This window comes from Actinomadura atramentaria DSM 43919 (assembly GCF_000381885.1).
Taxonomy (GTDB): Bacteria; Actinomycetota; Actinomycetes; order Streptosporangiales; family Streptosporangiaceae; genus Spirillospora; species Spirillospora atramentaria.
Map to the genome: position 1 here is coordinate 174,726 of NZ_KB907210.1, position 13,591 is coordinate 188,316.

Annotated in this window: 16 protein-coding genes and 1 pseudogene; 8 read left to right on the forward strand and 9 right to left on the reverse strand. The window is 71.5% G+C overall.

Features of this window, described 5'->3' with window-relative positions; translation table 11 throughout:
- Positions 1-46 precede the first annotated feature (46 nt).
- From G339_RS33010 to G339_RS0108185, 4 genes and pseudogenes are all read right to left on the reverse strand, one after another.
- Positions 47-448: pseudogene (locus G339_RS33010) on the reverse strand (NUDIX domain-containing protein); the annotation flags it as partial.
- Positions 449-553: 105 nt separating this feature from the next.
- Positions 554-742 (reverse strand): DUF397 domain-containing protein, encoded by a 189-nt coding sequence (locus tag G339_RS0108175; protein WP_026341254.1) that lies wholly within the window; start codon positions 740-742, stop codon positions 554-556.
- 137 nt (positions 743-879) lie between these two features.
- On the reverse strand, positions 880-1,074 hold the full coding sequence (locus G339_RS37595; RefSeq protein ID WP_026341255.1) for a DUF397 domain-containing protein: 195 nt from the start codon (positions 1,072-1,074) through the stop codon (positions 880-882).
- Positions 1,071-1,877 carry a DUF5753 domain-containing protein gene (locus G339_RS0108185; RefSeq protein ID WP_157407429.1) on the reverse strand — a complete coding sequence of 269 codons (807 nt, stop codon included), beginning with the start codon at positions 1,875-1,877 and terminating at the stop codon, positions 1,071-1,073. The genes G339_RS37595 and G339_RS0108185 overlap by 4 nt, the downstream gene beginning before the upstream one ends.
- A 111-nt stretch (positions 1,878-1,988) precedes the next feature.
- Here G339_RS0108185 and G339_RS38645 point away from each other — a divergent pair, with 111 nt between their 5' ends.
- Positions 1,989-2,387 carry a hypothetical protein gene (locus tag G339_RS38645; protein ID WP_157407430.1) on the forward strand — a complete coding sequence of 133 codons (399 nt, stop codon included), beginning with the start codon at positions 1,989-1,991 and terminating at the stop codon, positions 2,385-2,387.
- Positions 2,388-2,936: 549 nt separating this feature from the next.
- The gene (locus G339_RS38650; protein WP_157407431.1) at positions 2,937-3,563 is read left to right on the forward strand and encodes a hypothetical protein; all 627 of its coding nucleotides are present in this window, start codon (positions 2,937-2,939) and stop codon (positions 3,561-3,563) included.
- A gap of 218 nt (positions 3,564-3,781) precedes the next feature.
- On the opposite strand, the gene G339_RS0108200 is transcribed toward G339_RS38650, so the two are convergent.
- The 5 genes from G339_RS0108200 to G339_RS0108220 form a co-directional block, all read right to left on the reverse strand.
- Positions 3,782-4,801, reverse strand: coding sequence for a CU044_5270 family protein (locus G339_RS0108200; RefSeq protein ID WP_169514721.1), 1,020 nt, complete (start codon positions 4,799-4,801; stop codon positions 3,782-3,784).
- Positions 4,794-5,393, reverse strand: a complete 600-nt coding sequence (locus tag G339_RS0108205; protein WP_019630587.1) for an RNA polymerase sigma factor — start codon at positions 5,391-5,393, stop codon at positions 4,794-4,796. The genes G339_RS0108200 and G339_RS0108205 overlap by 8 nt, the downstream gene beginning before the upstream one ends.
- Before the next feature lie 108 nt (positions 5,394-5,501).
- Positions 5,502-5,912: an Rv0361 family membrane protein gene (locus tag G339_RS0108210; protein ID WP_019630588.1), complete on the reverse strand. Its 411-nt coding sequence runs from the start codon at positions 5,910-5,912 to the stop codon at positions 5,502-5,504.
- Positions 5,913-5,955: 43 nt separating this feature from the next.
- A complete protein-coding gene (locus tag G339_RS0108215) occupies positions 5,956-6,801 on the reverse strand; it encodes a hypothetical protein (RefSeq protein ID WP_157407432.1) in 846 nt (281 codons plus the stop codon).
- A gap of 96 nt (positions 6,802-6,897) precedes the next feature.
- Positions 6,898-8,088: an alpha/beta hydrolase gene (locus tag G339_RS0108220; RefSeq protein ID WP_019630590.1), complete on the reverse strand. Its 1,191-nt coding sequence runs from the start codon at positions 8,086-8,088 to the stop codon at positions 6,898-6,900.
- Positions 8,089-8,214: 126 nt separating this feature from the next.
- Here G339_RS0108220 and G339_RS0108225 point away from each other — a divergent pair, with 126 nt between their 5' ends.
- The 6 genes from G339_RS0108225 (at position 8,215) to G339_RS0108250 (ending at position 13,570) form a co-directional block, all read left to right on the forward strand.
- Positions 8,215-9,087, forward strand: a complete 873-nt coding sequence (locus tag G339_RS0108225; protein WP_019630591.1) for a LysR family transcriptional regulator — start codon at positions 8,215-8,217, stop codon at positions 9,085-9,087.
- 144 nt (positions 9,088-9,231) lie between these two features.
- Positions 9,232-10,164, forward strand: a complete 933-nt coding sequence (locus G339_RS0108230) for an esterase/lipase family protein (protein WP_019630592.1) — start codon at positions 9,232-9,234, stop codon at positions 10,162-10,164.
- A 227-nt stretch (positions 10,165-10,391) separates the two neighbouring features.
- Complete coding sequence (locus G339_RS33025; RefSeq protein WP_019630593.1) at positions 10,392-11,738, forward strand: hemolysin family protein; 1,347 nt, start codon at positions 10,392-10,394, stop codon at positions 11,736-11,738.
- Complete coding sequence (locus G339_RS0108240; RefSeq protein WP_019630594.1) at positions 11,735-12,745, forward strand: hemolysin family protein; 1,011 nt, start codon at positions 11,735-11,737, stop codon at positions 12,743-12,745. Before G339_RS33025 ends, G339_RS0108240 begins: the two co-directional genes overlap by 4 nt.
- A 52-nt stretch (positions 12,746-12,797) precedes the next feature.
- Positions 12,798-13,028: a helix-turn-helix domain-containing protein gene (locus tag G339_RS0108245; protein ID WP_019630595.1), complete on the forward strand. Its 231-nt coding sequence runs from the start codon at positions 12,798-12,800 to the stop codon at positions 13,026-13,028.
- Positions 13,028-13,570, forward strand: coding sequence for a Clp protease N-terminal domain-containing protein (locus tag G339_RS0108250; RefSeq protein WP_019630596.1), 543 nt, complete (start codon positions 13,028-13,030; stop codon positions 13,568-13,570). Before G339_RS0108245 ends, G339_RS0108250 begins: the two co-directional genes overlap by 1 nt.
- The last annotated feature ends 21 nt before the right edge of the window (positions 13,571-13,591 follow it).

Sequence of the window (13,591 nt, forward strand, 5' to 3'; positions counted from 1 at the left end):
CCCACCCCGCCACGCTTGACGTGGGTCTTCGGGACCTCGCGTCGCCTCAGCCGTCCCAGCCGAACTCGTCGTAGCGCCCGGTGAGCGCCATCGCCCGCCCGACGAAGTCCAGGACGTCGCCGGGCAGGTTCTTCGGGTCGGCCCAGACGAGTTCCGTGCATTTGTGCGGTTCCCGGATCGTCGGCTCCCCCGACCAGCGGTCGGCGGCGAAGAAGAAGTCGACCCGCGGCTCCTGGCTCTGCCGGAACATGACGCCGTCGGCCTTCAGCGCGTCGGCCGCGATCCGCACGCCGATCTCCTCGGCGGCCTCCCGGACGACGCACTGCGTCGGCGTCTCGCCCCGGTCGACGTGCCCGGCCGGAAACGCCAGCAGCCCGTCGCCGTACCCGCTCCCCGCACGCCGCATGAGCAGGACGCGTCCTCGCTCGTCGGTGAGCAGGACGTGCGCGGCGACGGGGTAGCCGGTCGTGCGCGGTGTCCAGCATGTAGGCGGGCGTGCGGGTCACGATGTCGGTTCCTTCCGCTGGCGGCTCACCGGGAGCGCCGCGCGCGGTCAGTGCCCGTTCAGGGAGCCGTGTTTGATGTGGGTCAGGAGGCGGGCGAGCTGGGTGCGGCGGAGGGTGAGGTGGCCGAGGGCGGGGTCCTTGGAGTCGCGGACGCCCACGGCGCCGGACAGGTCGCCCAGCTCCACGCAGTTACCGCCTGAGCTGTTGCTGTGGGAAGCCTTGCGCCACTGGATCATCGCGCCGTCTCCTTGCTCGCTCGCCGGGGTCGGGTCAAGCCGCCTAACGAAGTGCCCGGGGGGTTTGGCGGGCAAACGGAACGGGACCGGTGGAACGTTCACCGGTCCCGTGGGGCGGAGACTGCAACGACCAGCCGCTAGGCCCGGGGGCCGTCCAGCTCGCCGCGCTTGACGTGGGTCAGGAGCGCTCCAAGCTGCTCGCGGTGCAGAGTGACGTGGCCAAGGGCGGGGTTCTTGGAGTCACGCACACCCACAGCGGATGCGAGCGCGGCAAGCTCTACGCAGGCACCACCAGACGTGTTGCTGCGAGAAGCCTTGCGCCACTGAATCATTTGAAACTCTCCATCGCTCGGCGGATTAGGGTCCGGGACACGTCGACTGGTGCGGCGATGTCGGACAGCCGGTCGTAGCGTACTGCGAACGACTGAGCCCCTGTCGGGCTGAGGACCAGTCGGCCACGCTCAGCGGCGTCCTCGAAGGCGATGTCCTTGTCCTCGACCGTGAGCAGATGGAATGGGCCGTCCAGCCCGACGTGCCCGCGCTTGCCCCGCTCGATGACCCGGATGCTGATGTCCGGCCTCTCGGAAAGCTCCAGAAGATGGGCGAGCTGCCCGCGCATGACCTCGTCCGAACCCAACGGTTCTTCCAGGATGAACCAGTTGAGGATGGCCGAGAAGCGGGCCGGGTTCGGCTTGTCGAACACGGCGGTCTGCCGCTTGAGCCGAGTCTCGACGGCTTTCTCAACGCCCGTCATGAGCCCGATGGACAGGGCCGCGCGCGCGTAGTCGGGCGTTTGGAGCAGTCCGGGGACGAGCGCAAGTTCCCAGACTCGGAACCGCGAGGCGAGGCGTTCGTACGCGGCGAGGCCCTCGAACCACTGATTGTCGTCGCCCTCTTGGGCGAAACGAACGAGACGGACAAACCGCCCATCTGTGTCCCAATGCTCGTCGAGCTTCTCGGCGATCTCTTCCGAGAGGTGCAAGCCTCCGCTTTGAATCCGGGAAACAGTGGAACGGTCGACCTGGATCGAGGCGGCGAGATGCATGCCCTTTTCGCCGTGCTGCTCCCGGTATCTGACCACCTCAGTCGCGATGAAGTGCCAGAAGTTACGGTCCGGGTCGAGGGGAGCACTCATGGTCACTCTCCGTGTCGATGTTTCGATCTTCGGGGGGAACGTAGCGACCGTAGCCCGCCGCCATTCACAGTGGAACCCCTCGCACGAAGAAAACTCGCTGGAGCGTGGAGAATGGGCAATCACGAGCGAAAGATCAACAACAACCCGGTACGTCCGAGTTCGGAGCCATTTAAGGGCTTCTATCGGGCCACCCCGAAGACGAGTCCGGAAGAACTCAATCCCGCACTCCTGCACCGGGAGCGCTTCGCCTTCCTATCCCGGCTGCACGAAGCGCTGGGAAGCTTCCCCAACATCACGAGCGGCATCACGCACGTCAACACCTACCCGGTGCTCCACGTCTTCCGTGTCGGCACGATCGCCCATTCCCGCCGCGTCGTCGTGATCTACCGCGACGGCGACTGGTGGTTCTCCTGGAACGACGGCGGCGTCCCCGCCGCCCACACCGCCGAGGCCGCCCACCAGATCGCCACCACGGTCCTCGCCCAGGGCGACATCGACCCCACCCCCTGAAACCACCCGCACCACAACGGCTACTGCGGCCACCGCGCGAGCGGGCTGACCCCACTCGGTCTGGAACCGCGCCCGTGGCTGGCGTGGGCAGCGGTCCCCGCGTGCGGGATGCGGCGGGTACTGCGGTGCGTGTTGCGGTCGCACGCGACCACAACCACCCACGCCCACCCGACGACCGCACCAACCACGCCCAGCGCACCCGACCACCACGACCGCACCACGACCACCCGACGCCCACCACACAACCGCCCGCCGACCACCCGACGCCCACCCGACGTCCACCTCGACCACCGCACGACCACCGCGACGCCCGCACCACAACACGTACTGCGATGCGGTTGCGGTCGCACCCGACCACACGACTGCAACCCGACCGCCACGACCACCCGCCACACGACCGCCCGCCCGCCGACCACCCTCTAATCGCCTGCTGATCGCCCCACGACCGCACGCCTACCGCCGACGTCCGCTCCGACCACCGCCCGACCGCCCGCGCCCGCACGTCGATCGCCGGGCGCCCGCCACCCGACCCACCGGCAGGAGGACCCCGTGCCCCACGGCCCCTACACCATCAAGATCAGCCGAACCGTCGTCCACATCGCGGGCCTCGGCCCCGGCACCGCCGCCCAGCGCGAACTCTCCAACTGCCGCGGCCTCGCCCGCGTCTACGACCGCTGCGAGACCGCGGGCGTCTTCACCGACCTCCCCACCGCCCGCACCGCCGCCGCCCGCGTCGCCAAGGGCAAGCACCTCAAGGTCTGCACCATCTGCGGCACCACTGCCGATTCCCACCCCGCCAACACCCTCGCGTCCCCGCCCACACCCCGCACCGCACGCTCGACCACCCTTGCACCGCGCACCGCGCCCCCCACGGCGCCGCGCACCGCACCCGCACCGCGCATGCCGTCCCCCACCACGCCGCGCGGCCTCTCCCCCGCACCACGCGCCACGTCACCCACTCCACCCCGCGCCACGTCACCCGCCGCAACCCGCACCGCAGCGTCCACCGCACCCGGCGCCACACCGCCCACCACCCCGACCCCCGCGATCCGCACCGCAGTACCCACCGCGCCCAGCGCCACGCCGCCCACCGCGCCACGCACCGCGCACCCCGCCGCGCCCCCCACCGCAGTGCCCGACCCGGCCCGCGCCGCGACCGGCACCGCCCGCCCCTGACCACCGTCCCCTTCGGGCGGCACCGGCCGCGCGCCGACCGGCGCAGCCGATCCCGGCGACCCCACCGGCCCGCCGCCCGAAGGCCGCGCGGACCGGCTCCCCCAGCGGCCCGCGCGCACCACGGCCCCCGGACACGCGGAGGGGAGTGCCCGGGGGCCGTCCGCGCACCGGGTGCGGGTCGTCCGCGACGACCCGCACCCGGTTCCCGTCCGCCGAACTCAGCGCCGGACGGCGGGGGCGCGGTCCGCGACGCGGACGCTCAACTGCGCCGTCGAGGCGACGACCGTCCCCACCGGAGTCCCAGCGCGCGCCGCATCGATGACGACACTGCGCTGTCCGAGATACGCGTACGTCTCCGCGTCGAAGATGTACTCGTCCCGCTGTCCGAGCCCCGGATCGTCCAGGGACACCGCGACGCCCGTCCGACCCGCCGCGTCCACGGCCCGCCCCACGGTCCGCACTCCGGGAACGGCCGCCGCCGCCCGGAACAGCGCCCGGCGCTGCGCGACCGGCATGTACGCCTCGGTGAGCATCCCGCCGATGTTCTGCCACGCCTGCGCGTCGGCGGCGGGCCCCGTCCCGAGATGCGCGTACAGGTGCTCGTACATCTTCGCCGGGTCGGTCGGCAGACGGCTCAGATGCGCGTAGTCGTTGCGCAGCCATTCCGCGGTCCGGTCGAAATCGGCGGCCTTCGACGGGCCGCTGTGCCCGACCTCCCGGTAAGCCTCCGGCGGGATCTTCTCCCCGGGATAGGGCTTGGGCGGCAGCACGTCCGATTCCAGGACGGCGTGCGTCGAATCCCCTTCGACGGGCATCCAGATCGTGCGCCGCTCGGACGACAGATAGCGCCCGTGACCCTTTTCCGTGTTGCTCTCGACCGGGTTCATGGTCATCGACCGGTAGACGAGGAACTGGCCCGGCCTCGGGTGCAGCTCCGGCGTCCGGCCCGCCGCGTCCGCCGCGCGCTGCAGCAGCTCGACGTGCGCGACCGGCATCGTGTGGACGACCGCCGGACGCTCCGGCCCGGTGTCCACCGCGAGCAGGCCCGCCGCGACGGCTGCCGCCGCGAGCCCGGCCGTCGCGGCGGCGGCGAGCCGGAACCGGCCCGTCCGCCGCGTCCGGCCGGGCGACGGGTCGAGCATCGCGGCCCGCAACCGCTGCTCCTCGCGGCGCAACTCCGTCATCTCGGGCCGCGGAACCTCGGCGCGGAACCGCTCGAGCCGGGTCATCTCATTCATGGACGGGCTCCTCACTGACAGCGGACCTGACGTCCGTCCCGCCGAGTTCGCGGCGCAACTGCGCGCGCGCCCGGTTGATCCGCGACCGCACCGTTCCGACGCGGACGCCCAGCGCGTCCGCCACCTCCGGATAACTCAGCCCCTCCCACGCGAACAGCAGCAGCGCGTCGCGCCGCCCCTTCGGCATCGCCGCCAGCGCCGCCGCCAGCCGCGGGCCGGACGCCTCGGCGGTGACCCGGTCGTCGCTGCGGTCGGCGAACGCGGCCGTCACCGGGTCGACGCCCGTCCGGCGCAGGGCGCGCAGGTGCCGCACCTCGGTCCGGACGTGCCGCCCCATGAGATTGGTGGCGATGCCGTACAACCACGGCCGCGCGCTCGGTCGCGACGCGTCGTACTTCTCGCGCTGGCGGAACGCCGTCAGGAACGTCTCGGCGACGACGTCCTCGGCGGCGTCCGCACCGAGCCTCCTGGTGACATAGCGCTTGATGTCGGGCGCGTGCCTGCGGAAGACCTCCGCGAACGCCTCGGGGTCCTGCCGGGATCTTCGGATGAAAGAAGCGTCGTCGGGCTCGGCCCGGCTCGGCTCGCTCATGTGGGGGCCTTTCGGCTCTGGATCGGGACGCCCGTTGTTGCCCGCCCGACGCCGATCGGTTCCCAGGCTGCCGCAGACCGGTCGTGCTCGTGACTCAGTACTCGTACCTCAGTGCTCGTACCTCAGTGGATCGCAGAGTTTCCAGGTGCCGTTCTCCTTGAGCAGGAACACCGTGGCCGGTTGCTGGCGCGGCCGGGTGATGCTCGCCTGGGCGGTGGTCCCGGTGATCCGGATGTTCTGGACGGTGATCGGGGTCAGCGCGGCCTTCGGGTCGCCGTGGTCGTCCGGGGCGTCGATATCGTCCGCGACGCCCTCGGCCTCCTGCGCGCACAGCATCGACAGCACTGTCGCGTTGTCGCTGCGATCCACCGCGCCCGCGAAAGCGGTGACGGTCTTCTGGATCACGGCCTGTTCGCCGTGTGCCTCGGGCCGGCCGGAATCGGAGAGCGCGAGCCGCCCCGCGCCCGCCACAAGCCCCAGCGCACCCACCAGAATCAGCGCCGCCGAGACGACGAACATGGGCTCGTGCCTCAGTTTCGGCCGTGGTCCGGTTCGCATCGGCTCAGCCTTTCTGGGTCTTGACGAGTGCGTTGATGAGGTCCTGAATCTCGGACTCGGCCCGCTCCCGGATCTTCGCCTGCTCGGCGAGCCATCGCGGGTCGGCCCCCGAAATGAACGCCGAACTGCCCGAGAGCTTCGAGCCGTTGGCCGTCTTGGAAAGCCACTGGGTGTTGGACGGGGAGTTCGCGACGAGCCACATGTTCTCCGGCGTCAGTTTCAGGAAGTCGCGCATGGTGACCAGACGGCGGAGCGGAACGATGTGATCGAACGCCACGCCCGTCACCCGCCGTCCGTTGGTGTACGCGTCGTCGGGCGCGCCGATCCGCGGCGGCAGCTTGCCTTGCAGGTAGGACGTCCGGGGAACGGTCGGACGGGTCTCGTCCAGCGCCTTGTAGACGGGATTCACGATCGGCTGGCGGTAGCGCGGCGGGTTCCGGTCCACGCGCGTCGTCATGCCTTTCTTCCCGGGCCCGTAGTCGAGGAAGTCGTACGTCTTCGGCCCGAAGTTGCCCATCGCCCGCTTGTCCGCGTCGGTCAGTTTCTGGACCGCCGACGACACCTTGGATATCTGGCCGGGCGTCGGCTTCGGGAACGACGAAAGCGGATGCCCGCGCACCACCTTGGAGAACGCGCTGACGCACTGCCGCACCCGCGAGAGGGCCTGCGCCTGCTGGGCGTTCAGCGACCGCGCCTCCGCGTTGTACGCGCTGACGTAGGCGCGGTTGGAACTCACTCTCGGCTTGGCGTTGTGCGCCTTGATGAGACCCGCGATGCGCTTGGCCTCGGCTATCGGGCCGGCGCACAGTTCTTCCAGGTCATCGGCGTTCGCGGGGGCGGGCAGCGTCACCGTCAGGAGCGAACCCGCCAGACCCGCCACCAGCAGACACCGCGCCCATCGCCATACAGACATGGATGTACTTTAGACGCGGCGCGGCCAGGACGCCTAGCCGCGCGGCCGCCGGGCCGGGTGAACGCTCAGCGAATCACGCGATCTCACCGAGGCGGCGAACGCCTCGATCCCGTCCACGACGGCCTCGAAGCGCAGCGAGTGGTACAGGTCGAACGCGTGGTGGCCGCCCCTGAGCTCGGCGTAGACGACGGGCGCGGCCGACGTCCGGCGCAACTCGTCGGTGAAGTGGCGGGCGTCCGAGACGGGAACGATCGGGTCCTTGTCTCCGTGCGCGACGAAGAACGGCGGCGCGTCCGCCGTGATGTGGGACTCCGGCGATGACTCCGGCCCCTGGCCGAAATACTCCCGGTACCAGGCGTTCAGGCAGACGGCTCCGCTGACCGAGGTGTCCGCGTCCTCGAAACCCGGCTGGAAGGCCGGGTCGTTCTGGGTGAGCGCGGCGAAAGCCGCCATGTGCGCGCCCGCCGAACTGCCCGCGACGAACACCGTCGCGGGATCGACGCCGTATTCGTCGGCGTGCTCGCGGACCCGGGCGACGACCTTCTTGAGGTCGATCAGATGATCGGGATGCTCGACCTCGGGCCGCAGCCGGTAATTCGCGCTGACGCAAACCCAGCCCTGGCTGGCGAGCCGGTAGAGCAGCGCCAATGACTGGCTGTTCTTGTGGCCGCCGGAATAGTGGCCGCCGTGGACGTGGATCATGACGGGCGCGCCCTGCGGCCGCGAGCGGTGGTGATAGACGTCGAGCAGATTGCGGCGGCCCGCGTCTCCGTAGGAGAGGTCGGCGACGCGGCGGACGTCCCGGCGGCGCTTGATGATCGGCATGAGAATGATGCGCGCCAGCGGACGGCGCGTCCGCAGCCCGGCGGCCAGATCAGGGTCGAGGGATTCCCGCCATCCCGCGCCCAGGCCCTCGTCCAAAGCGCGGTCGACCCGGGCCTTCTCCCCCACCGCGCGGTACGCGACGACCGCGAGTCCCACAAACGTCACGGCGGCCAGCGCGACGCCCGCCCAACCGGCCGCCGAGTCGATGTCGCCCTCCGCGAAAGCCAGCGACGTCGAAATCCCGAGCCAGTAGACGGCCGCGAAGAACGGCAGTTCGTTCACCGCCAGGCCGAGGAAGTAGCTCACCGTCGCGACCGGGCGCGGCCGCCGCACCGGCCGCAGCGCGAACAGCGCGCCCATCGCGATGACGACGACGGTGAACAGATAGCCGATGGGCACAGAGCCTCCAAGGACGGCCGACCGCGCGGCGGGCCGCGCTCCAGCGTGCCCGGTTCGCCCTCGTCTCATCAACGACGTATCCGATAACGTCCTTTAACCCTGATCTAACAAATTCGGAGGCCGCGGATGGAGATGCGAGACATCGAGATCTTCCTGACGCTGGCCGAGGAACTGCACTTCAGCCGCGCGGCCGAGCGGCTGGGCGTCAGTCCCGCCCGCGTCAGCCAGTCGATCAAGAAGCAGGAGCGGCGCGTCGGCGGCACTCTGTTCGACCGCACCACCCGCGCCGTCAGCCTGTCCCCGCTCGGTGAGCAGCTCTACCGGGAGCTCAAGAGCGGATACCGGCAGATCATGGAGGGGTTCACGACCGCGCGCGCCACCGCCGACGGCACGGCGGGAACGCTGACGCTGGGCACCCTCGGGCCGCACTCGATGCGGATCAGAAAAACGCTCGACCTCTTCCTGGAACGCCACCCCAATGCGCGGATTCAGCACCGGGAGATCCAGCCGTCCTCTCCCCTGGACCTGCTGCTGTCGGGGGACGTGGACGTGGCGTATCTGTGGCTGCCGATCCGCGAGCCCGACCTGACCGTCCGGCCGACGACGCACACGTCCGAGGTGTTGCTGATGGTCGGCGCCGATCATCCGTTCGCGGCGCGGGAGAGCGTCTGCCTGGAGGATTTCGGCGACTGCGCGGTGGTCGAGGGGCAGTCGATCCCCGCCTATCTGGAGGAGGTCTTCAATCCCTGGCACACGCCGTCCGGCCGTCCCGTCCGCCGGGGGCCGAAGGTGACGACGTGGCAGGAGGCGTTGAGCGCCGTCTCGTCCGGCCAGGCCGTCGCCGGAGTCCCCGCCGAGGCGGCCGAGTTCTATCCCTGGCCGAGCCTGGCGTACGTGCCCGTTCGGGACGCGCCGCGCTGCGGGTGGGGTTTCGTGTGGCGGACGTCGAGCGAGACGCCGCTGATCCGCGCGCTCGCCGACGCGGCTCCGGCGGTGTAGCCCTCGACAACGCTTCATACAAACACTAATGTCTGCTTGACCTCGCCCCGGCCCGCGCGGACGGTGCGTCGGCGTCCCGCGCCCCGGCCGCGCCCGGCGGGGCGTCCCCGCGTTCCCGCCCGTTCCGAGCGAACAGAGGAATCCATGAGCAAACGACGCGTCCTGAGCTCCCTCGCGGCGGGGGCCGCCGCCGTCGCCGCGCTGGCCCCGGCGGCCGCCGAGGCCGACACCGCGCCCGCCTATCCCGTGGGCGACCTGGGCACCGCGATCAGCAACTTCGTGCTCAGCCCGGACGCGGTCGCGGGCGGCAACATCTGGTCGTGCAAGCCGTCCGCCGAGCACCCGTACCCGGTGGTGGTCGTCCACGGGACGACGTCCAACTTCGGGTCGGCCGGGGCGACGATCGTCCCGACGCTCGCCAACGCCGGATACTGCGTCTACGGGTTCAACTACGGCGGGACGCAGTCCAGCCTCGGCCACATCTACGGGCTCGGCGACATCGCGCAGTCCGCGCAGCAGATGAGCGCGTTCGTCGACAAGGTGCTGGCCGCCACGGGCGCGCCCAAGGTCGACGTGGTCGGCAACTCGCAGGGCGGCATGATGCCGAACTACTACATCAAGCGGCTCGGCGGCGCGTCCAAGGTCCGGACGCTGATCGGCCTCGGCCCGACCAACCACGGCACCACCATGAACGGCCTGGTCAACCTCGGCCGCACCCTGAACGTGCTCTGGCTTGTCAACGGCTTCTACTACCTGATCGGCTCCCCCGCCCACACGCAGCAGGAAGAGGGCTCGGACTTCCAGACGGCGCTGTTCGCCGACGGCGACACCGTCCCCGGCGTCCGCTACCTGACGATCGTGACGTCCCACGACACCACGGTCACCCCGCTCACCAACGCCTACCTGCACGGCGGCGACACCACGAACGTCCTGCTCCAGGACCTCTGCCCCGACGACCCGGTCAGCCACTCGGGCATGTTCTACGACGGCCCGATCATGCAGCTCGTCCTCAACGAGATCGGCGCGAAGACCCCGAACTTCCACCCCCAATGCACCAACTACGGCCCGAACATCTGACCGCGCCCTCTCCCCCGGGTCGCCTGCTCCGAACGCGGGTAAGGATCTTGCTGACGCGTGTCGGCGAGCGGGGAGGGGGCCATCGTGACCGGTCAGCACGCGCTCCGTGACGCCCCCGGAAGGCTTGACGAGGCGGCCGCCGGCCCACGCGTTCGTCGGCGGGCGAATTCCGCGAGTCCGCCGACGAACGTTCCACCGCAGCGGAGGGCGTCGGGGGTCGGCTCCTCATGAATGCGTGGCTCGGCGTTCTCGCCATTCTCCTGTTGACGGCCGCGACCGGTTATTTCGTCGCGCAGGAGTTCGCGTTCGTCACCGCCGACCGCCTGGAGTTGGAGCACCGCGCCCGCGACGGCGACCGGAAGTCCGAGCGCGCCGTCACGGTCATGAACCGGCTGTCGTTCATGCTGTCCGGCGCGCAACTGGGCATCACCGTGACCGCGCTGGTCGTGGGTTTCATCGCGCGGCCCGCGCTGGCCGAGCTGTTCCGGCCCGTGCTGCGCGCGGTCGGCATCCCCGACGCGGTGATCGGCGGAATCGCGGTCGCGCTCGGATTCGTCCTGGCGACCGTCATCCAGATGCTGCTCGGCGAACTGTTCCCGAAGAACCTCGCGCTCGCGCGCGCGGAGCCGCTGGCTCGGGCGCTGGCGGCGTCCACGCTCGGATATCTCGCGGTGGCGGGTCCGCTGATCCGGTTGTTCGACGCGTCCGCGAACCGCCTCGTGCGGGCGGTCGGAATCGAGCCCGTCGAAGAACTGCACCACGGCGCGACCCTCGAAGAACTCGGCCACATCATCGGCGAATCCGGCGAGCAGTTGCAGGAAGGCCACGCGGATCTGCTGGAACGCGCGCTGGCCTTCTCCGAGCGGAGCGCGGATTCGGTGATGGTGCCGCGCGTGGACGTCGTCACCGTCCCGGCGTCCGACACGGCCGACTCCCTCTCCGAAATCATCATCGCCAGCGGCCACACCCGCTATCCCGTCGTCGGATCGGGCGTGGACGACGTCGTCGGCGTCGTCGGTCTGGACGAGCTGATCACCCTGTCCCCCGCCGAGGCCGCCCGCACCACCGTCCGCGAACTCGCCCGCCCCGCCCTGCTGCTCCCCACGACGCTCGCACTGCCCGACGTCATCGAGCGCCTGCGCGAGAACCGCGCCCCGCTCGCCTGCGTCGTGGACGAGTACGGCGGCTTCGCCGGGCTCGTGACCTGGGAGGACGTCGCCGAGGAACTGGTCGGCGAGATCTCCGACGAGAACGAGCCGGACGAGGAGCTGGCCATCCGCAGCGGCGACTGGTGGACCCTCGACGCCGGCCTGCGCGTGGACGAGGCGGCGCACGAGACCGGCGTCGACCTCCCCGCCGGCGACTACGAGACGGTCTCCGGCCTGCTGCTCAAACGCCTCGGCCGCGTCGCCGAACCCGGCGACGTCGTCCTGGTGGACCTGCCCCCCGAGCATCTGGACGAGCCGCCGCGCCGCGCGGTCGTGGAGGTCCTGACCGTCCACCGCCACGTCCCCGAGCTGATCCGGCTCCGCACCGAGGACGCCCCGCCGGAGATCGAGGGGGACGCGCGGTGAACCTCGGCGTGGGCATCCCGGTGACGCTGGCGCTGCTGGCGGGCAACGGCTTCTTCGTGGCCGCCGAGTTCGCGCTGGTGGCGGCGAAGCGCCCGCGGCTGGAGCGGGACGCGGCGGCGGGCAGCCGCGCGGCGGCGTCGGCGGTCGCGGGCATCCGGGAGCTGTCGGTGATGCTCGCGGGCGCGCAGCTCGGCATCACGATGTGCTCGCTGGGCCTCGGCCTGGTGTCGGAGCCGGTGCTCGCGGAGACGCTGACGCCGTGGTTCCACGCGGTCGGCCTGCCCTCGGCGGCGGCGCACGCGGTGGCGTTCGTGCTGGCCCTGGCACTGGTGACGTTCCTGCACATGGTCGTCGGGGAGATGGCCCCGAAGTCGTGGGCGATCGTGCGGCCGGAGCGGTCCGCGACGGTGCTCGCGCCGCCGTTCCGGGCGTTCACGACGATCGTGCATCCGGTGCTGACCGCGCTGAACGCGACGACGAACCTGCTGCTGCGGCTGCTCGGCGTCCAGCCGAGGGACGCGGCCGAGATCGCGCGGACCCCCGAGCAGCTCCGCGACCTGGCGATGGAGTCGCGCCGCCTCGGCCTGATCGACGAGGCGGACCTGCGCGTCCTGACGGCGGCGCTGGACGCCCCGCGCGCGTCGCTGGCGGGCCTGGTCGTGCCGCTCGCCGACATCGTCGCGGTGCGGTCGGACGCGTCCCCGCAGGAGGTCGTCGACACGGCCGCGCGCAGCGGCCGGACGCGGATCATGGTGCGCGGCGCGGGCACGCCGAGGATGATCCACGTCCGGGACGCCTATCTCGCGCGGGCGCGCGGCCGGACGACCCCGGCGGGCGAGCTGGCGCACCCGGTGCCGATGCTGCCGGAGCGGACGCCGGTCGCGGCGGCCGTGGCCGCGCTGCGCGCCGCGCACAGCAACCTCGGCCTGGTCGCGGACGCGGCGGGCCGCCCGGTCGGGCTGATCAGTCTGGACGATCTGCTGGCGACGCTGCTGGTCACCCACTGACCGCCGTCAACCCATGTTGACACGCCCTCGATGTCAACCTACATTGACAGCCATGAGCGACGGAGTGACACTCGCCCGCGAGGCGAGCAGCCGTGACCCGGCGGTCGGGCTCCGCGCCGTCCGCGCCCTGCGGGAACTGGCCGACCGGCTGGAGAACCTGCAGGTCGCGGGCGCGCGCGAACGCGGCTGGACGTGGCAGGAGATCGCGGACGCGCTCGGCGTCAGCCGCCAGGCCGTCCACAAGAAGCACGGCGGCGGCCGCCGCCTCGGAAGGGAGAAGTGATGTTCGAACGGTTCAGCCGGGACGCCCGCGCGGCGGTCGTCGGCGCGCAGGCGTTCGGCCGCGAGCTGCGCGCCCGGCGGATCACCACCGGGCACCTGCTGTACGCGGTCGCGGCGGGCGAGGACGACGCGGCCGCCGCGCTGCGCGCCGCCGGAGCGACGCCGATCCGGCTGCGCGACGCGATCGAGCGCGGCGCGGCCGACCCCCTCGACCCCGAGGCGCTGCGCGCGATCGGCGTGGACCTGGCCGCGGTGCGCGACGCCGCCGAGGCCGAGTTCGGGCCCGGCGCGCTGGACGCCCCGGACGCGTCCGGCCCGTACCGCCTGCGCGGCCCGGTGTTCGCCGACGACGCCAAGAAGGCGCTGGAGCTGTCCCTGCGGCAGACCCTCAAGGCGCGGCAAAAGCGCATCGAGGCGGGCCACGTCCTGCTCGGGCTGATCCAGGACGAGCGGTTCGCGTCCGTCCGGCTGCTCACCGAGGCCGGGGTGGACGTCGCCGCGCTCCGCGCCGACGTCACGACCCGGCTGCGCGCCGCGGCCTGACGCCGGTCGGCGCCGGGTCGG